Origin of the sequence: Serratia sp. Res13-Sevr-LER1-36-b (assembly GCF_015673035.1) — a bacterium.
GTDB classification, from domain to species: Bacteria; Pseudomonadota; Gammaproteobacteria; order Enterobacterales; family Enterobacteriaceae; genus Chania; species Chania fonticola_C.
In genome coordinates, this window is the sequence record NZ_JADACK010000044.1 from 255,980 (window position 1) to 278,779 (window position 22,800).

The window sequence follows — 22,800 nt, forward strand, 5'->3', positions numbered from 1 at the left end:
AACCGCATTAACAGAGTGGAAATAAAACCAACAACAAAGAAAGGAAAGCCCGTAACAGAACGCTACGGGCTTGATAACACAGTAAAATCAAATGATAAATATGCTTAACATAACGGTTGGGGGTTATTTGCCAAACATATCTTTTATCCAGCCAGCAACGCCGTCAGCATCTTTCTGTTCTCCGGCTTGCTGTTGCTGAGTTTGTTGCTGCTCGGCCTGGCTTGCCTGACATAGACCTTGCGGGTTTTCAGTCCAAACCGGGATGGTGCGCCAACTGCTGCCACCACAGATAAAGTTACCGGCAGAATCAATACCCATCTGGCTAATACCTTCCGGTTGTTGCAGCTTCAGTACCAGCGGCGTCTGGTTTTCCAGATAGCGGCGATACAGCGTCAAGGCACCGTTGGCACCGGTCAGTTTGGCCGGGCCGTTATTGTCACGCCCTACCCAGGCAATCGCCACTTCCTTGCCGTCGATACCGGCAAACCAGCTGTCTCGCAGATCGTTAGTGGTACCGGTTTTAGCGGCCAGGTTGTAATTAGGGAACTTGACCGACAGCGAACGGGAAGTCCCGCGTGCCACACCCTGCTGCATAGCATACAGCGTCAGGTAAGCCGCCTGTGCAGGCACCATGCGTTCCGCCTGCGGGAAGCTCTGATACAACGCGGTACCGTCTTCCGCAATCACCGAACGTACGGCAGACAGTGGCGCACGGTTACCTCCGCTGGCGATGGTCTGGTATTCCTGTGCCACTTCCATCGGCGTCAGGCCGATGGCCCCCAGCAATATGGAAGGCACCGGAGTGATCGCCGATTTAGGAATACCCAACTTTTGCAGGGTAGCGCTGATCTGATCCAGCCCCACCGACATCCCCAGGTTGACCGTTGGCACGTTGAGCGAGTTGGCCAACGCATCCACCAGCATCACCCGGCCACGGAACTGGCGATCGTAGTTATTCGGCTGCCACGAACTGCCATTCGGCAGTTTGATTGACAGCGGCTGATCGGCCAGCCAGGTATTGAGCCGATACTTATCCGGTTCCGACAGCGCGGTCAGATAGGTTGGCGGCTTGGCCAGTGACCCTACCAGACGGCGCGCCTGCAGCGCACGGTTAAAGCCGGCAAACTGAGGATCGGCACCGCCCACCATGGCACGAACCTCTCCGGTAAAGCGGTCGACAATCACCATCGCCGCTTCCAGATCGTTCAGGTGACGCGCAGCACGCAGCGCCGGGATACCGTCTTCCACCGCCTTCTCGGCCGCATCCTGTGAAACCGGATCCAACGTAGTGAAGATCTTCACCCCGGAAAGATCGTTAACCTTGTCACCCAGCTTGGCCTGCAACTCCTGACGCACCAGTTGCATAAACGCAGGCTGCGGTGAAATCACCCCACCTTTCGGCTGTACGCCCAGCGGGCGAGCACTCAGCATGTTGTACAGCTCAGCGTCGATCACCCCCTGGTTCTGTAACAGCTTGAGCACCAGGTTACGACGCTCCAGCGCCAACTTTGGGTTACGCCAAGGGTTGTACAGCGAGGCCCCTTTCACCATGCCCACCAGCAGCGCCTGCTGATCCAGACTCAGTTCATCGACCGGGCGACCAAAGTAGTACAGGCTGGCCAACGGGAAACCACGGATCTGATCGCTACCGCTCTGGCCGAGATACACCTCGTTCAGATACAGCTCCAGAATACGGTCTTTGCTATAACGGTAATCCACCAGCAAAGCCATGTAGGCTTCGTTGACCTTACGCCACAGCGAACGCTCGTTGGTCAGGAACAGGTTTTTTACCAGTTGCTGAGTCAAGGTACTGCCGCCCTGCACCGCACGCCCGGCTGTCAGGTTAGCCACCACGGCACGGCCAATGGAGTAAAAGCTGATACCATCATGCTCGTAGAAATGGCGGTCTTCGGTAGCGATTAGCGTGTCGACCAGCAGATCAGGGAAACCAGAGCGCGGCACAAACAGGCGTTGCTCGCCATTCGGCGATTGCAGCATGGTGATCAGGCGCGGATCGAGGCGGAAGAAGCCAAAGTTACGCTGATTTTCCATGTTGACGATTTTCGCCAGGCCATTGTTTTGGAAATCGAGGCGAGCGTGGATCTGGCCTTCTTTGCCATCCGGGAAATCAAACGGGCGGCGCAGCATCTCGATGCTGTTGGCCTGCACGGTAAACTCTCCAGGCCGGGTCATGCGGCTGACCTGGCGATATTGCATCCCTTCCAGCAGGGCAATCATTTCTTTCTTGCTGTAAGGCATACCCGGCTCAAGGTTGACCATACGGCCATACACCGCCGCCGGTAGCTGCCAGACTTTGCCATCGATGCGGCTACGGATCTGGGAATCCAGATAAACTCCGTAGATCGCCAGCAGCACCGCAATCACCAGGAACAGTTTTATCAGCAGGCCGAGCCAACGGCGCTTTTTACGCGGCGACTTCGCTTTTACCTTGGGCGGCATGCGTTGTTCCTCTTCGTCGTCATCGTACTCATCATCGTCATACTCATCCTGATACTCGTCTTCTTCATAATCGTCGTCACGCTGACGACGCGCCGGTTTACGCGGCTGATTACGTTTTGGTTGTTTGCCTTTGCGCCCGATGGGCTCGCGGTCATCCCCAGCCATTGCGGTTCTTCTCCACGCTTGCAGCACTCTATACCCTATGGATTTCAAGCTGTAGCTAGGCGACAAGCTATCTCATCCCCAGGAGCTTACTTTTGGGTAAGTGACTGGGGTGTGATAGCGCAGGTAACAACGCTGCAGCTTGAAAGACGACGGGTCCGTTATTTTGTCGCTTAATCTGTCCCTAAGCCATCTGGCTGAACAGAAGAAACATCTGAATTCGTTACTGGTATTTCTTGGTGCGCCGGGTGGGGGCGGTATTGGCCGGGTCGTCTGGCCATACGTGCTTGGGATAGCGCCCCTTCATTTCCTTTTGCACCTCGCGGTACGCGCCTTGCCAGAAGGCGGCCAGATCGCCGGTGATCTGCAATGGCCGGTGCGCCGGAGAGAGTAACTCAAGCACCACCGGGATGCGACCCTCAGCCAACGTTGGGCTACGCTGTTCACCAAACATCTCCTGTAAACGCACCGCCAATACCGGCGGTTTATCGGCATCGTAGCGGATCGGCAAACGGCTACCGGTCGGCACAGCATAATGAGTTGGCAGGGCATTATCCAGCCGTTGCTTTTGCTGCCAGTCTAACCGGCGGGCCAAGGCTTCAGCGATATTGACCTGCTTTAATCCGCGCAGATCGCGTACGCCGCTCAATGACGGTAGCAACCAACTTTCCAGTGTGTCGAGCAACGTCTCGTCATCCACTGGCGGCCAGTCGGCCTCTGGCAACCAACGCTGGGCACAGTGTAAACGCAGGCGCAACTGTTCGGCAGCGATATCCCAATTAAGCACTGCCAATCCCTGGGCGCGGACCCAATTTATCAGTGCCTGTTGCAGTTCCTCTTCCGCCGGTTTGGCCAGCGGCTGAGCCCGCAGCGTTAAGCGGCCAATCTGTTGGCGCTTCCAGGCCCGCAGGGTGCCCTTTTCTTCATCCCACTCGACGGCGGTCTGGTTGCTGACAATCTCGGGCAACCTCGCCACCAGCGCATCAATTTCGATCGGTAACGCCAGCAGGATACGGGCATCCGGGCTGTTATGGCCTTGCAACAGGCTGGGAATAATCAACCAGGCAGCCCTGGAGAGCGCTTCGTCCTGATCCATCGCTGCGCCCAGGCCATTGGCCAACAGATAGCGCCCATCCTGCCCGCGCCGTTGGGCGATACGATCGGCAAATGCCTGCGCCAGCAAAGGAGCGGCCAGATCGGCATCAATCTGCCCACTTTTTTGCGGTAAGCGCTTGCTCAGCTGTGCCGCCCGGCGTTGCCAATGCGGCTGTGGGCGGCCTAGCCAATAGCCTATATCCATCTGCCCGCTGCGTGGCGGTTCCTCCAGCAAGGCAGCCAACATCGCCGCAGTGGCTAATCCATCGGCCCCCATCTTGGCACCGGCACACAGCATGGCCGCCAGCCTTGGTTCGCAACCTAATCCGGCCATTTGACGACCAATGGCTGTGAGCTTCTCACCGTCATCGATAGCCGCCAGAATATGCAATAAACGGCGGGCAGCAGCTAATGCGGCCAACGGCGGCCGATCGAGCCAGGTAAGTTGATCCACATCCACGCAGCCCCATTGCAGCAGCTCTAGCCAGAAGCTGGCCAGATCGCTTTGCAGGATCTCCGGTTCAGCATGTTCCGCAGCGCGCTCCGCCTGCTCTTTGGCAAACAGATGCCAGCAAATTCCGGGCTCCAAGCGCCCGGCACGCCCAGCGCGCTGGATCATCGAAGCCTGGCTGATGCGCTGGGTGACCAATCGCGTCAGGCCATTACGGACGTCATAACGCGCTACGCGCTCCAGCCCGCTGTCGACGACCAGGCGGATGCCTTCAATGGTCAAGCTGGTTTCGGCAATATTGGTCGCCAACACCACTTTACGCCGCCCGTGCTGCGCCGGTTGGATCGCCTTTTGCTGCTGTGCCAACGGCAATGCGCCATACAGCGGGCAGAGATCGGTATCCGCTGGCACCTCGCCAATGAGCCGTTCCTGCACGCGGTTAATCTCCGCCACGCCGGGCAAGAATAACAACAGCGAACCTGATTGCTCAGACAACAAGCGCTTCACCGCAGAGGCAACGCCATCTTCCAACCGCTGGTGACTAGGTAATGGCTGGTACTGCCGATCAACCGGGTAGCTGCGCCCTTCCGACATCACCACCGGCGCTTGCGGCAGCAGTTGTGACAGCCGCGCATTATCCAGCGTCGCCGACATGATCAGCAATTTCAGATCGTCACGCAGCCCCTGCTGAACATCCAGCAGCAGGGCCAACGCCAGATCGGCCTGTAAACTTCGCTCGTGGAATTCATCAAGAATAATCAGCGAGACGCCCTGCAGTTCAGCATCCTGCTGCAACATGCGGGTGAGAATGCCCTCGGTCACCACCTCCAGCCGCGTCTGTGGCCCGCTTTTGCTCTCGGCACGCATGCGATATCCCACGGTCTGGCCCGGTTCTTCACCCAGCTGTTGCGCCAAGCGATAAGCGACGTTTTTTGCCGCCAGCCGCCGTGGTTCCAGCATGATGATACGCCCCGGCAGCCCGGCTTTTGCCAGGATCTGCAACGGCAGCCAGGTGGATTTCCCGGCACCGGTGGGGGCATGCAACAACACCTGCGGGGCAGATTGCAGTGCGGCAAGCAGCTCATCAAGAACCGCGCTGACGGGCAGTGAGGACACAAAACTCTCCATGGGGTAGTTAATGGACAGCGCACATTGTAGCATTAGGCTCAACATTTCATTCATTTACCGGGGTTTCATGTCCAGCTCGCGCCGCCTGTTCTTCGCCTTGTCGCTACCCAATGCCTTGCAGCAGCAGGTGATCCGCTGGCGTGCCGAGGCATTTAAACCCGAAGATGGCCGCCCGGTAGCCGCCGCCAATCTGCATCTGACGCTGGCCTTTCTCGGCGAGGTCAGCGCACAGAAAGAACAGGCACTAAAAACGCAGGCAGGGCGTATCGCACAGACGGGTTTTAGCCTCAATCTGGACGATCTTGGCCACTGGCCGCGCCCCGGAGTGGTGTGGTTGGGCAGCAAACGCCCCCCACGCGCGCTGTTGCAGTTGGCAGAGTTGTTGCGTTCGCAAGCGGCCCGCAGCGGCTGTTATCAAAGCCCGTTGCCATTTCATCCCCATATCACGTTATTGCGGGCAGCAACCCAACCGGTCGCTATTCCTCCTGGCACGCCGGGGTGGCCGTTCAACGCCAACCATTTCTCTCTCTACCAATCGTCGTTTGAACAGGGCCGCACCCGCTATCACGAATTAGCGCAGTGGCCACTCGGCCCACAGGATAAATCATGATCTTTGACCCACCACTAAAACCGGCCACGCTCATCAAGCGCTACAAACGCTTTCTGGCCGATGTGATCACCCCTGAAGGCGAAACCTTTACCCTGCACTGCGCCAACACCGGTGCCATGACCGGCTGTGCTACGCCAGGGGACACCGTGTGGTACTCCACTTCGGGCAACGCCAAACGCAAATATGCCCACAGTTGGGAGCTGACGCATACCCTGGCTGGCGACTGGATCTGCGTCAACACCCTGCGGGCCAACACTCTGGTTCGTGAAGCCATTGAACAGAATATAATCAGTGAATTATCCGGTTACAGTAAAATCACCGGCGAAGTGAAATATGGCGGCGAAAACAGCCGTATCGATTTGTTATTACAGGCAGAAAACCGGGTTGACTGCTATATTGAAGTTAAGTCAGTCACACTATTGCAACATCAACAGGGCTACTTCCCCGATGCCGTAACGCTGAGAGGGCAGAAGCATCTGCGTGAGTTGCAAAACGTGGTTGAACAAGGGCAGCGGGCGGTGCTGTTCTTTGCCGTGTTACACAGCGGCATCGATCGGGTCACCCCAGCAAATCATATAGATGAGCATTATGCGGTGCTACTAGCGCAGGTTCAGCAGTTGGGAGTGGAAGTTGTTTGTTACGGGGCAAAATTATCACCTGACGGTATCTCGCTAAGCGCTAAGTTACCGTTTTTTATTGGCTAGCGGTGCCGGGCACAAATAAATCGACAACCGGATATTGCTTCGCCAAATACGCCTTCCTTCACACCATTGTCAAGCAGGCGACAGGAATAATTGCCATCCCTCTTCCCTTCTGTTATTTATAGCGGCCTGTTTTTCCCCCGTATTGGGGATTCGACATACCCTACTAGCATTAAAGGGTATAGTGCGTGTGTATGTAGGAGAAGCAATATGCAAGAAGGGCAAACCCGTAAAACCTCGTCCTTGAGCATTCTCGCCATCGCTGGGGTGGAGCCGTATCAAGAGAAACCGGGCGAAGAGTACATGAACGACGCCCAGTTGACGCATTTCAGGCGCATCCTTGAAGCATGGCGCAACCAACTCAGGGACGAAGTCGATCGTACCGTGTCGCATATGCAAGAAGAGGCAGCTAACTTCCCCGATCCGGCAGACCGTGCCACTCAGGAAGAAGAGTTCAGCCTCGAACTGCGTAACCGTGACCGCGAGCGCAAACTGATCAAAAAGATCGAGAAAACGCTGAAGAAAGTAGAAGACGATGATTTCGGCTTCTGCGAGTCTTGCGGCGTGGAGATTGGCATTCGTCGCCTTGAAGCGCGTCCGACTGCCGATTTGTGCATCGACTGCAAGACGTTGGCCGAAATCCGCGAAAAGCAGATGGCCGGCTAAGCAGTTGTTACCTCCTGCGGCGCGTGCCAATAACGCGCGCCGCACAGAGTTAAGGGAAGCAATCCCTTCAGATATGCTAGCAAGTCACTATGTGGGGCGCTTTGCCCCATCGCCTTCCGGGGATCTGCATTTCGGTTCGCTGATTGCCGCTCTGGGAAGCTACCTCCAGGCTCGTGCTCAACGCGGGCAATGGCTGGTACGTATTGAAGATATCGACCCTCCGCGCGAAGTCGCCGGAGCTGCCGGGCGTATCTTATCCGCACTCGAACACTATGGTCTCCACTGGGACGGCCAGGTCATCTATCAATCCCAACGCTCTGAAGCTTACCGTGCGACCCTTGATTGGCTACAACGCCAGGATCTCAGCTATTACTGCACCTGTACCCGCAGCCGCATCCAGCAGATCGGCGGTTTGTACGATGGCCATTGCCGCCAGTTACGGCTTGGCCCGCAGGGTGCCGCGATCCGCTTACGTCAATCAAACCCGGTATATGCCTTCCACGATCGGTTGCAGGGCGAGCTTCGGGCCGATCCAGCGCTGGCACAGGAAGATTTCATCATCCGCCGCCGCGATGGCCTGTTTGCCTACAATCTGGCGGTGGTGATCGACGATCATTTTCAAGGCGTGACCGAAATCGTCCGCGGTGCCGACCTGATCGAACCCACAGTGCGCCAGATTGCGCTGTATCAGCAACTACAGGCACCGGTTCCCACCTATGTGCATTTGCCACTGGCGCTGGGGAACAACGGCATTAAACTGTCGAAGCAAAATCACGCCCCCGCGCTGCCCACTGGCGATCCACGGCCAGTACTGGTTGCTGCCCTGAAGTTTCTGCGCCAACCGCTGCCGGAAAACTGGCAAGATCTTGATCTGCCGTTATTATTGAGCTGGGCGGTTGAGCATTGGCAGTTGGCAAATGTGCCACGTCAGCAAGCGATCCCGCAGTGTGAAAACACAACGGCATTCTCAAAACAGCTGGGGTAAGCTATGATTAGCCGCTATTTTTTTGTTAGCGCCATTTTTATCCGTCACTATCGAGGTGTACCATTTTTACCCGAGTAGCCAATTTCTGCCGTAAGGTACTAATCCGCGATGACAAGTTGACCCGCGAAGATGCGCCGGCCAGCGATAAAAACCAAGTCCGCGAAGAAAGCGCGCCTGCAGAACCGTTAGCCACAACGCCACCGCGCTCCACCGAGAGCGGCAGGGAGACACCTGCCCGCCGTCCAGCGCCGCGTAAACGCCCGCCATTTGTAGCCGCAGAGGGAACGCGCTCAATGACCGTTATCCCCCGCGATCAACATGCGATCTCGCGCAAAGATATCAGCGAAAATGCGCTGAAAGTGCTGTATCGCCTGAATAAATCCGGCTACGAAGCCTATCTGGTCGGCGGCGGTGTACGCGATCTGTTGCTCGGCAAAAAGCCGAAAGATTTCGACATTACCACTAACGCCACTCCAGAGCAGGTGCGCAAACTGTTCCGCAACTGCCGCCTGGTCGGCCGCCGTTTCAGGCTGGCGCACGTGATGTTCGGGCCGGAAATCATCGAAGTCGCCACCTTCCGTGGCCACCACGAACAGAGTCAGGAATCTGACAAGAACTCCTCCCAGCAGGCCCAGAACGGCATGCTGCTGCGCGATAACATCTTCGGTACCATCGAAGACGATGCCCAGCGCCGTGATTTCACCATCAACAGCCTGTATTACGGCGTAGCCGACTTTGCCCTGCGTGATTACGTCGGTGGCTTGCGCGATCTGCAACAGGGCGTGATCCGCCTGATCGGCGATCCGGAAACCCGCTACCGCGAAGATCCGGTGCGGATGCTGCGCGCGGTGCGCTTTGCCGCCAAGCTGGATATGACCATCAGCGAAGAAACCGCCGAGCCTATTCCACGCCTGGCCTCGCTGCTGCACGAAATCCCACCTGCACGCCTGTTTGAAGAGGCGCTGAAGCTGCTGCAAACGGGTTACGGTTACCAGACCTACCTGAAGCTGTGTGAATATCAGCTGTTCCAGCCGCTGTTCCCATTGATCGCGCGCAACTTCACGCCGAATCACGACACGCCGATGGAGCGCATTCTGGAGCAGGTATTGAAAAATACCGATCACCGCCTGCAAAACGACAAGCGCGTCAACCCGGCGTTCCTGTTTGCCGCCATGCTGTGGTACCCACTGCTGGAGCACGCACAGAAACTGGCGCAGGAAAGCGGCCTGGCCTATTACGACGCCTTTGCGCTGGCCATGAACGACGTGCTGGACGAAGAGTGCCGTTCACTGGCAATCCCCAAACGAATCACTACACTGGTACGTGACATCTGGCAACTGCAGTTACGCCTGTCCCGTCGTCAGGGCAAGCGTGCGCACAAGCTGATGGAACATCCTAAATTCCGTGCGGCGTATGATTTGCTGGCACTGCGTGCCGAAGTGGAAAACAACCCGGAGATGCTGCGTCTTGCCGAATGGTGGGATGAGTTCCAGGTGGCCACCGCGGCCCGCCAGAAAAACATGTTGAGCACGCTAGGCGAAGATCCGGCACCGCGTCGGGCTCGTCAACGCCGCCCACGCCGCAGGTCTCCAAATAACGAAGGAGCATAATGATCCGCGTTTATATCGCGCTGGGTAGCAATCTGGCGCAACCTTTGCAACAGGTGAATACCGCGTTGGAGGCGTTGGAGCATATTCCACGCACCCGTCTGATCGCTTGTTCGCCGCTGTACCGCACCAAACCGCTGGGGCCACAGAACCAGCCGGATTATCTCAACGCGGTGGTGGCACTGGATACCCAGTTGCCACCGGAACAACTGCTCGATCACACCCAGGCGATAGAACGTAATCAGGGCCGAGTGCGCAAAGATGAACGCTGGGGCCCTCGCACGCTGGATCTGGATATGATGCTGTACGGCGATCTGGTGATCGACACCGATCGTCTCACCGTGCCCCATTATGGCCTGAAACAACGTGAATTTATGCTCTACCCGCTGGCGGATATCGCTCCGGACCTGGTCTTCCCAGATGGTGAAACGCTGGCAGAATGCCTGCAACGTGTGCCAAAAAACGGCATGACGCTGTGGCATCAGCCCAAGGCTTGAATACCGTTCCCAGACAAGGTTATCGTTGCGATAAACCCACCCTCCTGCCGATTGGCAAAGCTAACACGTAGCCCATGCAGGCTGGCAATCCGCTGCACAATAGACAAGCCCAGCCCGCTTCCCGTCTGTTCTTGCCCCGGTGGGCGATAAAAGCGCTCCCCCAGTCTTTCCAGATGCTCAGCCGTGACGCCAGGACCATCGTCCTCCACCGTCAGTTGCCGCTGGCTAAGCGTGACCGTAACCGTGCCACCGGCCGGAGTGTAACGTACCGCATTGTCCACCAGATTGCGTACCAACAGCGATAACAGCAGCGGCTGGCCCGATAATGCAGGAGGTTCGCCCTGCTGCTGGTAACGCAGTGTGATCCCGGAGGTATGCGCCTGTCGATCCAGCTCCGCCAGGGTCATCGGCACCAATTGGCACCAGTCGACCAAGGCCAGATCGTGCAAATCGGCGAGCGAGTCCAGCCGGGACAAGGTGAGCAGTTGATCCACCAGGCGCGTGGCTCGATCGATACCTAGCGTCAGGTTGTTCACCGCATGTTCACGCATGGGCACATCGTCTCCCGCCAGTTGCACCACCTCGGTCTGTACCCGCAATGCGGCCAATGGGCTGCGCAACTCATGGGCAGCATCCGAAGTAAACCGACGCTCACGCACCAACAGGCTATTAATGCGCGTAAACAGCGTATTCAGCGCCTCGACCAGCGGACGCACCTCGCTAGGTACCTGGTGTACATTCAGCGGCGTAGCGTCGTCTGGGGCTCGTTTACGCAGGCTGGCGGCCACCTCACGCAGCGGTCTTAGCTCGCGGCCTACCATCAGGGCAATCAACAACATCAGGATCGGCAACGTCACCAGCCAGGGCAGCAACTGCCCCATCACCAACCCCAACGCCATATCATGCCGATAATCCCATTCCTGGCCGACCACAATGCGGTAACGTCCATCCGGACTGGTGAGCCATAGCAACCGCCAGCTGTCGCTATCTCCTTTGCGTTGACCATCGACAAACCCTTGCCGCTCACCGTCAAACTGAAAATCCTCACCGTTCTCACCGTCATTGAGCAGCATGCGTCCATCGTGGGAAAAGATGGCGAACGCCAACGCATCATCGTCCTGCTCTCCGCGTTTACCGTGGTTCAGCATCTTCTTGGTTTTCGGCAGACTGCGCACTTGCTGATTAGCCAGTAAATCCCCCAGATCGGCAGTCGCCAGCCGTTTGGCAAACAACATCTGCTGGGTGTCGAACACTTCGTTGATATTGTGGCGCGTCATCATCCACGCCACTACGCTGGCGGAGGACCAGGTCAGCAATGCCAGCAGGCTGAAGATCAGGATCAGCCGCAACCGCAAACTCAATGACTTCACGGCTCATCCCCCAGCGTGTAACCCACGCCATGTACGGTGCGGATAAAGCCGTTACCCAGCTTGCGCCGCAGATGATGGATATGAACCTCAACCGCGTTACTGCTCACATCATCATCCCAGTTATACAGTTTTTCCTGGATCAGCGGCCGTGCCAGCACGCGCCCCTTGTTGTGCAGAAACAGTTCCAGCACCGCCAGTTCGCGCGGGGTCAGCGTCACGGGCTCACCGTTGCAGCTCACGCTGCGCGATGCGGCATCAAACACCAGGTTGCCGTGGACCAGTTGGGGCGTCAGTTGCCCATGGCGGCGGCGGATCAACGCCTGTAAACGCGCGGCAACCTCCGTCAGGGCAAAAGGCTTGCACAGGTAATCATCGGCTCCGCTCTGCAACCCGTTGACACGCTGTTCCAACGCGTCACGCGCGGTCAGGATCAGCACCGGCACATCCTGCCCGGCCTGACGCCACTGGCGCAGCAAATCCAACCCGTCCAATCCTGGCAAGCTGAGATCGAGGATCACCGCATCATAAGGTGCACTGTCCAGGGCGTTCTTACCGACGATGCCATCGGTGAACCAGTCGAGGTTAAACCCCAGCTTGGTCAAGCCCGCCTTGATGCCATCACCGATCAGTTTATCGTCTTCAATCAACAGAATTCTCATGGGCTCTCCCTCTAGACAGACCATTACATCATAAGCTTCTTAAGAACATCTTAACCATCAGCATCGGAGCTACCCACCCCTGAAGGGTTACAGTAGAATGACAGCACTTTTTACCACCGTGCTACGGATCCAGGCTGCGCGGATATTTCAGGAGACGTCGTGATGAAACCTACCACCGTGAGCCATTTACGCCAGTGGAAGCAGGAGCAGCGCAAGTTTGCGACTATTACCGCCTACGATGCCAGCTTTGCCCAGCTGTTTGAAGAACAAGGTATTAAAGTATTGCTGGTCGGCGACTCGCTGGGGATGACGCTGCAAGGGCATGACTCAACGCTGCCGGTAACCGTGGCCGACGTGGCTTACCATACCCGCGCGGTACGCCGTGGGGCACCAGCCAGCCTGCTGTTGGCCGACCTGCCTTTCATGAGTTACGCCACGCCAGAGCAAGCCTGCCAAAGCGCGGCCGAGGTGATGCGCGCCGGGGCCAACATGGTCAAAATAGAAGGCGGCAGTTGGCTCTGCGATACGGTGAAAATGCTCACGGAGCGCGCCGTCCCCGTCTGTGGCCATCTCGGCCTCACGCCACAATCCGTCAATGTATTTGGCGGCTACAAGGTGCAGGGGCGCGATGAGTTGGCGGCCAAGCAACTGCTGATCGACGCCCAGAATCTGGAGCTGGCCGGTATGCAACTGCTGGTGCTGGAGTGCGTACCGACCGAACTGGCCCGCCAGGTTACTGAAGCCTTGTCGATCCCGGTGATCGGTATTGGTGCCGGCAATGCTACCGATGGCCAGATCCTGGTGATGCATGACGCCTTGGGGATCACCGGCGGCCATACCCCTAAATTTGCCAAAAACTTTCTGGCGCAGGGCGGCGATATTCGCGGCGCCGTGCAGCTGTATATTCGGGAAGTCGAGCAAGGTATTTATCCCGACGAAGAGCACTCGTTCAACTGAGTGACCGGCCACGATTGATAGCTAACTAGTTTATCCCTCAACACCGAGGAGTTATGGAATGGTAATTATCGAAACCCTGCCACTGCTGCGCCAACAGATCCGCCGCTGGCGGCAAGAAGGCAAGCGCGTTGCGCTGGTGCCCACCATGGGCAATCTGCATGAAGGCCATATGACGCTGGTGGAAGAAGCCCGCGCCCGTGCCGACGTGGTGGTAGTGAGCATTTTCGTTAACCCGCTGCAGTTCGAACGTGCAGACGATCTGGAGCGCTATCCGCGCACCTTGCAGGAAGACTGTGAAAAGCTCAATCGCCGTAATGTCGAGTTGATCTTCGCCCCTGCCCCGGCCGAAATTTACCCCAAAGGGCTGGAAGAGCACACCAGCGTCGATGTACCGGTGATCTCCACCATGTTGGAAGGCGCCAGTCGTCCGGGCCACTTCCGCGGTGTCTCCACCATCGTCAGCAAACTGTTCAATCTGATCCAGCCAAATCTGGCCTGCTTTGGCGAGAAGGACTATCAGCAGTTGGCGTTAATCCGCAAGATGGTGGCGGATATGGGCTATGACATTGATATCGTTGGCGTGCCGACGGTGCGGGCCAAAGACGGGCTAGCGCTAAGCTCTCGCAACGGCTATCTCACCGCAGAAGAACGCAAGATCGCGCCACAGTTGAGCAAAATCATGAACGCCCTGGCAGAGCAGCTCGGCAACGGCGAACGCCACATTGAAGAGTTGCTGGCGCAGACGGCCGAAAAGCTGCGCGCAGCAGGTTTCACCCCAGACGAGCTGTTTATTCGCGATGCAGACACGCTGCAACCGTTGGGCGTAGAAAGCCGCCGGGCCGTGGTGCTGATGGCCGCCTGGTTGGGTAAAGCTCGCCTGATCGATAATCAGCAGGTCGATCTGACGCAGTAAGCCATTTATTATACAGCCGTTGTCGTTCTTACCCGGTTGGCAGTAGACTGGCCGGGTTTTCGGTGACGATAAATAGTGCAAGGAAGCAGTTCTTCTTCAGCCGCCTGAAAAGGCCGATATTCAGTTAGGTAACGCTATGATACGTACTATGTTGCAAGGCAAGCTGCATCGGGTGAAAGTGACTCAGGCTGACCTGCACTACGAAGGCTCCTGCGCCATTGACCAGGATTTTCTGGAAGCCGCCGGGATCTTGGAATACGAAGCGATTGATATTTACAACGTGGATAACGGCCAACGTTTCTCCACCTATGCCATCGCCGCCGAACGCGGTTCGCGCATTATCTCGGTCAACGGTGCGGCCGCCCGCTGTGCCTGTGTGGGTGACAAACTGATCATCTGTTCTTACGTGCAGATGAGCGACGCCGATGCCCGCCAGCACCACCCCAAAGTCGCCTACTTCGAAGGTGACAACCACCTGCAACGCAAGGCAAAAGCCGTCCCCGTTCAGGTTGCCTAAAAAATCGGGCGCTTTCAGCGCCCGTCTTCTCTCTATTCTGTTACCGTCACACCCGGTAACGCGCCAGGCTTGTTGGCTATCCGCTCCGCCATGGTGGGGATGGAGTCAGTGCGCAGGATATACAGCCGTTTCAAAGTATATGGATTATCACCCGGCTTCACTTTCCCCTGCACCGTGGTCACGGCCAAATGCAGCCCGGCATCTTTTGCCGCCTGGATCGCCTTTTGGTTATAACCACCAAATGGATAGGAAAGGTACAGCACATGTGGATTAAACTGCTCTAACGCCCGTCTTGAGCGCTCAAAGTCGAATTCGATATTGTGCAGTGAACGGCTGAGCAGGATCGGCCGACGGTTGCCATCGGTACGATGTAGGAAATGGGTGTGTGACTGGATATCAAACACATCCTGGATCTCTTTCAGCTCTGAAATGCTCATAAACTGCAGTGAATCCGGATTCCATTTCTGCGGATGACGTTTGATACGCGAAGAGATGATAAACGCCGTAGCGCGGAAACCGTAATCCTTCAGTACCGGATAGGCATAGCGATAAACCGACTTCAACCCATCATCAAAGGTCAGCACCACCACTTTGCCCGGCAGGTTGATTTGATTATTCAGGTAGGCTTCCAGCTGATACATCGAGATGGTGTCATAACCCGTCTGCTTCAAATAGGTCATCTGGTTGCTGAAGGCCACGTCCGAGGTGGTGGTTGAAGTATTACGGAAACGTTTGTTCTCTTCGTTTTTCAGCAGGTGATGATAAGTCAGCACCGGAATGCCGTTGTCGACTTCGCAGTCCAACTCGCTGACAAATCCCAGACGATCGCCGATATTGACCTCATACCAGGTATTATTCAGCCGATCTTTCAGCTTGCCGATAATCGGATAGCGCAGGTTCTCTTCCAGTACGCCAAAGATTTCACTTTTGTTATCCGCCGCCGTATAGACGTTAATTGCACGCTGGGTGATCAGATTCTGATTGGTCAGCGGTTTGTTCAGATCCCCCAGATCGTCCTTCACCTTACGGGTTTTGCTGATGGCGCGAACGTCGTTTTTATCGATAAAGCCGGTGCCATAGCCAAACTTAAGCTCGTAATATTCCGCATCCGCCGGGAACATCTGGATCAGTTGCCCTTTTTTCACTTCACCGACCGGGATCACATGCTCACCGATCAACGAATAAACCTCGCTGTTACGCTGCACTTCCATGTATTGGGCTTGAATAGCGCTGTCTTCTGACAGCAAATCCGCCAACGCCGCCGGTGCCAACAACGACATAACAATGCCGAGTAGCCCTGCTGCTATCTTATGTTGAGGCTGCATGGTTTGTTCTGCTTACGAGTGCGTCATGAAAAAATGAAGAAAATGTGGAGCGCCAGCATAGCACGATTTAAATCGCCGGGAGAAAGGGCTTATTACCTTAATTCTATGGATTTAAGTGATGTATGTGCTAAATCAATAAACTCCCTCCCCCGGCAACGGGGGGAGGGAAATGACATCATGAACGCAAGCCGCGGCCACGTTCAATCAGATACCAGGCCAACCCGTAGAACACCGCAATGAACGCCACCAGCACCAGCATGGTCAGCGCTAACGGCACGTCGGAAATGCCCAGGAAACCGAAGCGGAAACCGCTGATCATGTAGACGATCGGATTCAGCTTGGAGACCGCCTGCCAGAAGGGTGGTAACAGCGTCAGCGAGTAAAATACCCCGCCCAGATAGGTTAGCGGCGTCAGCACAAAGGTCGGGATCAGGCTGATATCGTCGAATGTGTTGGCAAACACGGCATTAAGCAAACCGCCTAGCGAGAACAGGATCGCCGTCAATAGCAGCGTCACCGCGATCACCCACCAGGAATGGACTACCAGGGGAACGAAGAACAGCGAGATCACTGTCACCAGGATCCCCACACAGATACCACGCGCCACGCCACCGCCAACATAACCGGCAATCACCACGTGCGTCGGCACTGGTGCCACCAGCAGCTCTTCAATATTGCGCTGGAACTTGGCACTGAAGAACGACGCCGCCACGTTGGCGTAAGAGTTGGTGATCACCGCCATCATGATCAGGCCCGGCACGATAAACTGCATATAATCAAAACCGTGCATCTCACCAATACGCGACCCAATCAGGTTGCCAAAGATGATGAAATACAAGGTCATGGTGATCACTGGCGGTACCAGCGTCTGGATCCAGATGCGGGCGAAGCGGTTGATCTCTTTGGCCCAGATGCTTTTCAAGGCCACCCAATACAAATGCATCATGCTTGTTCTCCATTGCCGTTCACCAGGTTGACGAACAGCTCTTCCAGCCGGTTGGCCTTGTTACGCATACTCAGGACCTGGATCCCCTGCGCGCTCAGTTGGGTGAACAGACCGTTCAGACCTTGCTCACGCATCACTTCCACTTCCAGCGTGGAGGTGTCCGTCAAACGGCTGTGGTAACCCTCAAGATGGGGCAATGGGCTTTTTGCCGCCAGATCGAGGATGAAGGTTTCGGACTTCAGCTTGGCCAACAGCCCCTTCATCGAGGTGTTTTCTACCAGCTCACCGTTCTGGATGATGCCGATATTGCGGCACAGCATTTCTGCTTCCTCCAGATAGTGCGTAGTCAGGATAATGGTGGTGCCCTGGGCGTTCAGCTCTTTGAGGAAGCCCCACATCGAGCGACGCAGTTCGATATCCACCCCGGCAGTCGGTTCGTCGAGGATCAGCAGTTTGGGTTGATGCATCAGCGCACGGGCAATCATCAGGCGGCGTTTCATCCCGCCAGACAGCATACGCGCCCGCTCGTTACGTTTACCCCAGAGATCGAGCTGATTGAGGTACTTTTCTGCCCGCGCCATCGCCTCGCGGCGTTCCACGCCATAATATCCCGCCTGGTTGACCACAATCTGCAGCACGGTTTCAAACGGGTTAAAGTTGAATTCCTGCGGCACCAGCCCGAGCTGACGCTTGGCGTTAACGATATCCTTATCGATATCGTAACCAAACACTCGCACCGTGCCCGCCGTCTTGTTGACCAGCGAACTGATAATGCCGATGGTGGTGGATTTCCCGGCGCCGTTCGGCCCCAGCAGGGCATAAAAGTCCCCTGCCTCCACGTTCAGATTGATACCGCGCAATGCCTTGACGCCACCCGCGTAGGTTTTGGTCAGCTGCGCTATTTCCAGTGCATAATTCATAAGTTATGAGAGTACCTTGTGATGGAGTTGGCTGCCGAACTTGTCTAAGAGGGAGTTTATCATCAGCGGCCCGATTACCGAGTTGAATCCGTGCGCATATCCATAGGGCAGAAAATTGCTTAACTGTTCCGATTTCCAAATTGTGACGCTTGCCATATATTACATCAACGCAATTCGTTCATAACAGGCCAATAACCGCCATGCAAGAAATCGAAAGGCTTATCGCCAACAACCAAGCCTGGTCCGCTAACATCAACAAGGAAGATCCCGGCTTCTTTGAACGTTTGGCTCAAGCGCAAAAACCGCGATTCTTGTGGATCGGCTGCTCAGACAGCCGCGTGCCCGCCGAGCGCCTGACCGGCCTGGAGCCGGGTGAGCTGTTCGTTCACCGTAACGTCGCCAATCTGGTGATCCACACCGATTTGAACTGCCTGTCAGTGGTGCAATATGCCGTCGACGTGCTGGAAGTCGAACATATTATCATCTGTGGTCACCTGGGCTGCGGTGGGGTAGAAGCGGCAGTAGAGAACCCGGAACTGGGGTTGATCAACAACTGGCTGCTGCACATTCGCGATCTGTGGTACAAGCACAGTTCCCTGCTCGGCGAGTTGGAACCGGAACAACGTCTGGACGTACTGTGCGAGATCAACGTGATTGAGCAGGTGTATAACCTGGGGCACTCAACCATCATGCAGTCGGCCTGGAAACGCGGCCAGAAAGTGATGGTCCACGGTTGGGTGTACGGGATCCAGGACGGTCGTCTGCACGATCTGGAAGTCACCGCCACCAGCCGTGAGAGCCTGGAGATGGGCTACCGCAAAGCGATAGCCACACTCAAGCAAGAGAAAGGCCTGTTCTAGCGCCTTATATACCCTATGGATTTCAAGCTGCAGCTAGGCGACAAGCTTACTCATCCACAGGAGCTTACTATTGTAAGTGACTGGGGTGGGTAAGTGCAGGTAACAACGCTGCAGCTTGAAAGACGACGGGTATAGGGGTTCAGCGCCCTGCTGACCCCCGGCCGGATTATTCGTCCAGCATCACCACTTTGCCGATGTAAGGCAGATGGCGATAACGCTGGGCGTAATCGATGCCATAACCCACCACGAACTCGTCCGGGATCGGGAAGCCGACATATTCCACCGGTACTTCAACTTCACGGCGCTCAGGCTTGTCCAGCAGCGTACAAATCGCCAAAGACTTCGGCCCACGCAACGCCAGGATCTCGCGCACCTTGTTCAGGGTATTGCCGGAATCGATGATGTCTTCGACGATCAATACGTCTTTACCACGGATGTCTTCATCCAGATCTTTGAGGATTTTCACGTCGCGGGTGGTAGACATGCCGCTGCCGTAGCTGGAAGCGGTCATAAAATCGACCTCATGCGGCACCTCAATGGTGCGGCACAGATCGGCCATAAACATGAAAGAGCCACGCAGCAACCCGACCAGCACCATGTCACTGCCGCTGTCGCGGTAGTCTTCGGTGATCTGGCGGCCAAGTTCAGCAATACGGGTCTTAACTTCCTGCTCGGAAATCATTACTTCTACAGTGTGTTTCATAGTTTTCAGGTCAGTTGCCGGAAGAAGGGCGCAGAGTTTAGCATAGCTGGCGGGCGGTGGCGACGCGAGCGCGTCACCACTTTACACGCTGCGGCGTGGTTAGCCGCAGCCTGGGATAATTTAATCGGCTACGGTAAAGCCTAGCATCATCCCTGTATCTTCATGTTCCAGCAGGTGGCAGTGGGCCATATAGGCCTGATCGGCACTGGCCAGATGATTGAAGCGCACCAGCACTTCGCTGCGCCAACCTTCTACCAGCACCGTATCTTTCCATCCTGCCCGGTGGGCCGCCGGTGGCTTGCCGTTTTCCGACAGAATGCGGAACTGGGTGCCATGGATATGGAACGGGTGCAGCATCATGTCGCCTTCGCCGGAAATGGTCCATTTCTCGTATTTGCCACGCTTGGCCTCAAACGCGGGCTTGGTCATATCGAAGGCTTTGCCATTGATGGTGTTGGCATGGCTGAAATCAAACGGCTTGCTACCATGATCCATCTTGCTGTGGTCCATTCCCGCCATATTGCCGTGGTCCATACCTGCCATGTTGCCAGCGGCATTGCCGTGATCCATGCTCATCCCAGCCATCGCCTGGTGACCATAGCGATCCATCAGAGCCTGCATCCCCAGCATATCCAGCTTAGGATCCATCATCAGTTGCAACCAGCGTTCCTGCACCCCGGCCAGCGATGGCAGCGCAGGCAATTTCACCAGGCTGTCCGGCATGGATTTCACGCCCAGCGCCAACGAGGGCTGAATATGCAGCACCGGCAGCGGCTGGTCGAACGGGGCCAGCGTCATGCCCATCTGCTTCACCGGTAAGGTAACGATATCGAACGGTTTGCCATCGGAGGCATCGACCAACACTTCAAAGCGCTCGCCCATCAGCATCGGCAGTTCGGTCAGTTTCACCGGTTCGCCCAGGAAGCCACCGTCACTGGCAATCACGTATAATGGGCGATTGTCGCTGGTGGACAGGTTAAGCGAGCGGGCATTACAGCCGTTCAGGAAACGCAGACGCAGCCAGCCGCGTGGCGCGATGTGTTGCGGATAGGCAGCACCGTTGGTGAACATACGGTCACCAAACCAACCCACGGCCGCGCTCATGATGTCCAATTGATATTCGATTTGGCCGTCTTTGCCCAGGCGCTTATCTTGCAGGATCACGGGAATATCATCTGTTCCCCAGGTTTTCGGCAAGGGCAGTTGGCTGCTTTCTTCATCTTCCAGCAGCACCAATCCGCCCAATCCCATCATCACCTGCTGGCCAGTCTTGCCATGCGTATGAGGATGGAACCAGCAGGTAGACGCTGGCTGATCGGCAGTGAAACTCACCGTGCGGGTGGTGCCTGGTTGGATCAAGGCTTGTGGGCCACCGTCGACATTGCCGGGGATCTCTAAACCGTGCCAGTGTACCGTGCTGGCCTCTGGCAGTTTATTACTGATATCCACCGTCACCGGCTTACCCCGTTGCAAACGGACCGCTGGGCCAAGCAACGCACCGTTGATCCCCCAGGTGCGGGTAGCCATGTTAGGCAACCAGTTCATCTCACCGGTTTGCAGCGCCAACGCGATCTTTCCTTGCGCATCTGGCGTCAAAATCGGTGGGATCGGCAAGGCTGGGCGATCGGCTGCCCAGGCGGCACGGCTCCATAATGGCAAGGCGCTTGCGGCACCTATTGCGGCGGTCAGTTTGATAAAATCACGGCGTAACATCGCTGGTTCCCTTTTCTCAGTGATCGAAAGCTTAAGATCCGCAGCCTAAACCCTCCCCTTAGTGGAAGGTCAAGAGCTACTATTAAGGTATGTTAAGCCCACATAATTAATTTGGTGCCTTTACAGTCAAGTGTGGTAACGTCAGCAGATATTGAACAGGTCTATTTCATGATGAAAAAAACAACGTTGTTAATGCTATTGCTGACTATGCTGGGCTTTTCCAATGCCAGCCTGGCGCTAAATGAATCCGAAGCGGAAGATCTCGCCGATCTGACCGCAGTGTTTGTCTATCTAAAAAACGACTGTGGCTACAATGATTTGCCTAACGCGCAAATCAAACGCGCCATCGTGTACTTCGCCCAGCAAAACCGTTGGGATTTGACTAATTATAATAGCTTTAATATGAAATCCCTGGGTGAAGACAGCTACCGCGATCTCAGCGGCATCGCTATTCCTACCCCCAATAAGTGCAAATCTCTGGCGCGCGACTCCCTGAGCCTTCTGGCCTACGCCAACTAACTTCCCCCTGCTTTCTCTCAGCCTTGCCAACGATAGCTGGCAGGGTTTGCTATCGCCTATCTGTTGCCCTGCCGACAATGCTGTAATTTGCCACACGGAGGGTTTATGATGTTGCGCTCATTTTTCATGGTTGTTATTACGGAGTAACCCGCACATGACCCAGAAAGAGATTTGGTATGAAACGCTACATGCCAACTTTGGCCAGTACTTCTCAGTAGAGCAGGTGCTTTACCGTGAGAAAACCGAGCATCAGGATCTGGTGATCTTTGAAAACCCGGTGCTGGGCCGCGTGATGGCTCTCGATGGCGTGGTGCAGACTACCGAACGCGATGAGTTTATCTATCACGAAATGATGACCCACGTGCCGTTGCTGGCCCATGGCCAGGCCAGGAAAGTGCTGATTATCGGCGGTGGCGATGGCGCTATGCTGCGTGAAGTTTGCCGTCATCAGGACGTTGAACAGATCACTATGGTTGAGATCGACGCGGGCGTGGTGGAATTTTGCCGCCAATACTTACCTAATCACAACGCCGGTGCCTATGACGATCCTCGCTTCAAACTGGTGATCGACGACGGCGTCAATTTCGTCAGCCAGAGCGACGAAAAATTCGACGTGATTATTTCTGACTGTACCGATCCAATCGGCCCCGGTGAAAGCCTGTTTACCTCGGCGTTCTATGAAGGTTGCGCACGCTGCCTCAACGAGGGTGGCATCTTCGTAGCTCAGAACGGCGTCTGCTTCCTGCAGCAGGACGAAGCGGTCAACAGCCGCACCAAGCTCAGCCAGTATTTTAACGACGTCAGCTTCTATCAGGCAGCGATCCCGACCTATTACGGCGGCATCATGACCTTTGCCTGGGCCAGCCAAAATCCGGCTTTGCGCCAGTTGGATGTCACCACGCTGCAACAACGCTTTCATCAAAGTGGCTTAGACTGCCGCTACTACAATCCGGCAATTCACGCTGGCAGCTTTGCCCTGCCGCAGTATTTGCTCAATGCACTGAACGTTTCACGTTAAGCGAGAAGATAGGGGCTA

General features: G+C 56.0%; 21 protein-coding genes. 12 read left to right on the plus strand and 9 right to left on the minus strand.

Going from position 1 to position 22,800, the window contains the following annotated elements; all coding sequences use genetic code 11:
- Nucleotides 1–123: 123 nt before the first annotated feature.
- Nucleotides 124–2,625 carry a bifunctional glycosyl transferase/transpeptidase gene (mrcB, locus tag IMQ33_RS25015; RefSeq protein ID WP_196062705.1) on the minus strand — a complete coding sequence of 834 codons (2,502 nt, stop codon included), beginning with the start codon at nt 2,623–2,625 and terminating at the stop codon, nt 124–126.
- 220 nt (nt 2,626–2,845) lie between these two features.
- The gene (gene hrpB / locus IMQ33_RS25020; protein ID WP_230326825.1) at nt 2,846–5,296 is read right to left on the minus strand and encodes an ATP-dependent helicase HrpB; all 2,451 of its coding nucleotides are present in this window, start codon (nt 5,294–5,296) and stop codon (nt 2,846–2,848) included.
- 67 nt (nt 5,297–5,363) lie between these two features.
- Between hrpB and thpR the strand changes: the two genes are divergently transcribed.
- The 6 genes from thpR to folK all read left to right on the plus strand — a co-directional run bounded on the left by thpR (nt 5,364) and on the right by folK (nt 10,362).
- Complete coding sequence (thpR, locus tag IMQ33_RS25025) at nt 5,364–5,906, plus strand: RNA 2',3'-cyclic phosphodiesterase (RefSeq protein WP_065684523.1); 543 nt, start codon at nt 5,364–5,366, stop codon at nt 5,904–5,906.
- On the plus strand, nt 5,903–6,610 hold the full coding sequence (gene sfsA, locus IMQ33_RS25030; protein WP_196062707.1) for a DNA/RNA nuclease SfsA: 708 nt from the start codon (nt 5,903–5,905) through the stop codon (nt 6,608–6,610). Before thpR ends, sfsA begins: the two co-directional genes overlap by 4 nt.
- A gap of 207 nt (nt 6,611–6,817) precedes the next feature.
- The gene (gene dksA / locus IMQ33_RS25035; protein WP_021179742.1) at nt 6,818–7,273 is read left to right on the plus strand and encodes an RNA polymerase-binding protein DksA; all 456 of its coding nucleotides are present in this window, start codon (nt 6,818–6,820) and stop codon (nt 7,271–7,273) included.
- A gap of 73 nt (nt 7,274–7,346) precedes the next feature.
- A complete protein-coding gene (gene gluQRS / locus IMQ33_RS25040; protein ID WP_024528316.1) occupies nt 7,347–8,258 on the plus strand; it encodes a tRNA glutamyl-Q(34) synthetase GluQRS in 912 nt (303 codons plus the stop codon).
- Nucleotides 8,259–8,551: 293 nt separating this feature from the next.
- Entirely contained in the window at nt 8,552–9,868 is a 1,317-nt protein-coding gene (pcnB, locus tag IMQ33_RS25045; protein ID WP_024484352.1) for a polynucleotide adenylyltransferase PcnB, read from the plus strand.
- A complete protein-coding gene (gene folK, locus IMQ33_RS25050; protein ID WP_024528318.1) occupies nt 9,868–10,362 on the plus strand; it encodes a 2-amino-4-hydroxy-6-hydroxymethyldihydropteridine diphosphokinase in 495 nt (164 codons plus the stop codon). The genes pcnB and folK overlap by 1 nt, the downstream gene beginning before the upstream one ends.
- On the opposite strand, the gene qseC is transcribed toward folK, so the two are convergent.
- Nucleotides 10,347–11,732 carry a quorum sensing histidine kinase QseC gene (gene qseC, locus IMQ33_RS25055; RefSeq protein ID WP_065684525.1) on the minus strand — a complete coding sequence of 462 codons (1,386 nt, stop codon included), beginning with the start codon at nt 11,730–11,732 and terminating at the stop codon, nt 10,347–10,349. The genes folK and qseC overlap by 16 nt on opposite strands.
- Nucleotides 11,729–12,391 (minus strand): quorum sensing response regulator transcription factor QseB, encoded by a 663-nt coding sequence (qseB, locus tag IMQ33_RS25060; RefSeq protein ID WP_098929829.1) that lies wholly within the window; start codon nt 12,389–12,391, stop codon nt 11,729–11,731. The genes qseC and qseB overlap by 4 nt, the downstream gene beginning before the upstream one ends.
- Nucleotides 12,392–12,553: 162 nt before the next feature.
- Here qseB and panB point away from each other — a divergent pair, with 162 nt between their 5' ends.
- From panB to panD, 3 genes are all read left to right on the plus strand, one after another.
- Complete coding sequence (panB, locus tag IMQ33_RS25065) at nt 12,554–13,348, plus strand: 3-methyl-2-oxobutanoate hydroxymethyltransferase (RefSeq protein WP_186579084.1); 795 nt, start codon at nt 12,554–12,556, stop codon at nt 13,346–13,348.
- Between the two features lie 58 nt (nt 13,349–13,406).
- A complete protein-coding gene (panC, locus tag IMQ33_RS25070; RefSeq protein ID WP_196062708.1) occupies nt 13,407–14,261 on the plus strand; it encodes a pantoate--beta-alanine ligase in 855 nt (284 codons plus the stop codon).
- Nucleotides 14,262–14,397: 136 nt separating this feature from the next.
- On the plus strand, nt 14,398–14,778 hold the full coding sequence (panD, locus tag IMQ33_RS25075; RefSeq protein ID WP_024484346.1) for an aspartate 1-decarboxylase: 381 nt from the start codon (nt 14,398–14,400) through the stop codon (nt 14,776–14,778).
- Nucleotides 14,779–14,810: 32 nt separating this feature from the next.
- On the opposite strand, the gene IMQ33_RS25080 is transcribed toward panD, so the two are convergent.
- The 3 genes from IMQ33_RS25080 to IMQ33_RS25090 all read right to left on the minus strand — a co-directional run bounded on the left by IMQ33_RS25080 (nt 14,811) and on the right by IMQ33_RS25090 (nt 17,969).
- The gene (locus tag IMQ33_RS25080; RefSeq protein ID WP_065684529.1) at nt 14,811–16,103 is read right to left on the minus strand and encodes a polysaccharide deacetylase family protein; all 1,293 of its coding nucleotides are present in this window, start codon (nt 16,101–16,103) and stop codon (nt 14,811–14,813) included.
- 175 nt (nt 16,104–16,278) lie between these two features.
- On the minus strand, nt 16,279–17,049 hold the full coding sequence (locus tag IMQ33_RS25085; protein ID WP_024484344.1) for an ABC transporter permease: 771 nt from the start codon (nt 17,047–17,049) through the stop codon (nt 16,279–16,281).
- The gene (locus tag IMQ33_RS25090) at nt 17,046–17,969 is read right to left on the minus strand and encodes an ABC transporter ATP-binding protein (protein WP_024484343.1); all 924 of its coding nucleotides are present in this window, start codon (nt 17,967–17,969) and stop codon (nt 17,046–17,048) included. Before IMQ33_RS25090 ends, IMQ33_RS25085 begins: the two co-directional genes overlap by 4 nt.
- A gap of 200 nt (nt 17,970–18,169) precedes the next feature.
- Here IMQ33_RS25090 and can point away from each other — a divergent pair, with 200 nt between their 5' ends.
- Entirely contained in the window at nt 18,170–18,829 is a 660-nt protein-coding gene (gene can / locus IMQ33_RS25095) for a carbonate dehydratase (RefSeq protein WP_021179730.1), read from the plus strand.
- A gap of 166 nt (nt 18,830–18,995) precedes the next feature.
- Here the strand turns inward: can and hpt are convergent, their stop codons facing one another.
- Nucleotides 18,996–19,532 (minus strand): hypoxanthine phosphoribosyltransferase, encoded by a 537-nt coding sequence (hpt, locus tag IMQ33_RS25100; RefSeq protein ID WP_071681992.1) that lies wholly within the window; start codon nt 19,530–19,532, stop codon nt 18,996–18,998.
- A 120-nt stretch (nt 19,533–19,652) separates the two neighbouring features.
- A complete protein-coding gene (gene cueO, locus IMQ33_RS25105; protein ID WP_065684530.1) occupies nt 19,653–21,245 on the minus strand; it encodes a multicopper oxidase CueO in 1,593 nt (530 codons plus the stop codon).
- Between the two features lie 171 nt (nt 21,246–21,416).
- Here cueO and IMQ33_RS25110 point away from each other — a divergent pair, with 171 nt between their 5' ends.
- Together IMQ33_RS25110 and speE are read left to right on the plus strand one after the other, a co-directional pair.
- Entirely contained in the window at nt 21,417–21,764 is a 348-nt protein-coding gene (locus tag IMQ33_RS25110) for a YacC family pilotin-like protein (protein WP_037375824.1), read from the plus strand.
- Nucleotides 21,765–21,918: 154 nt separating this feature from the next.
- The gene (gene speE / locus IMQ33_RS25115) at nt 21,919–22,782 is read left to right on the plus strand and encodes a polyamine aminopropyltransferase (RefSeq protein ID WP_196062709.1); all 864 of its coding nucleotides are present in this window, start codon (nt 21,919–21,921) and stop codon (nt 22,780–22,782) included.
- Nucleotides 22,783–22,800: the final 18 nt, after the last annotated feature.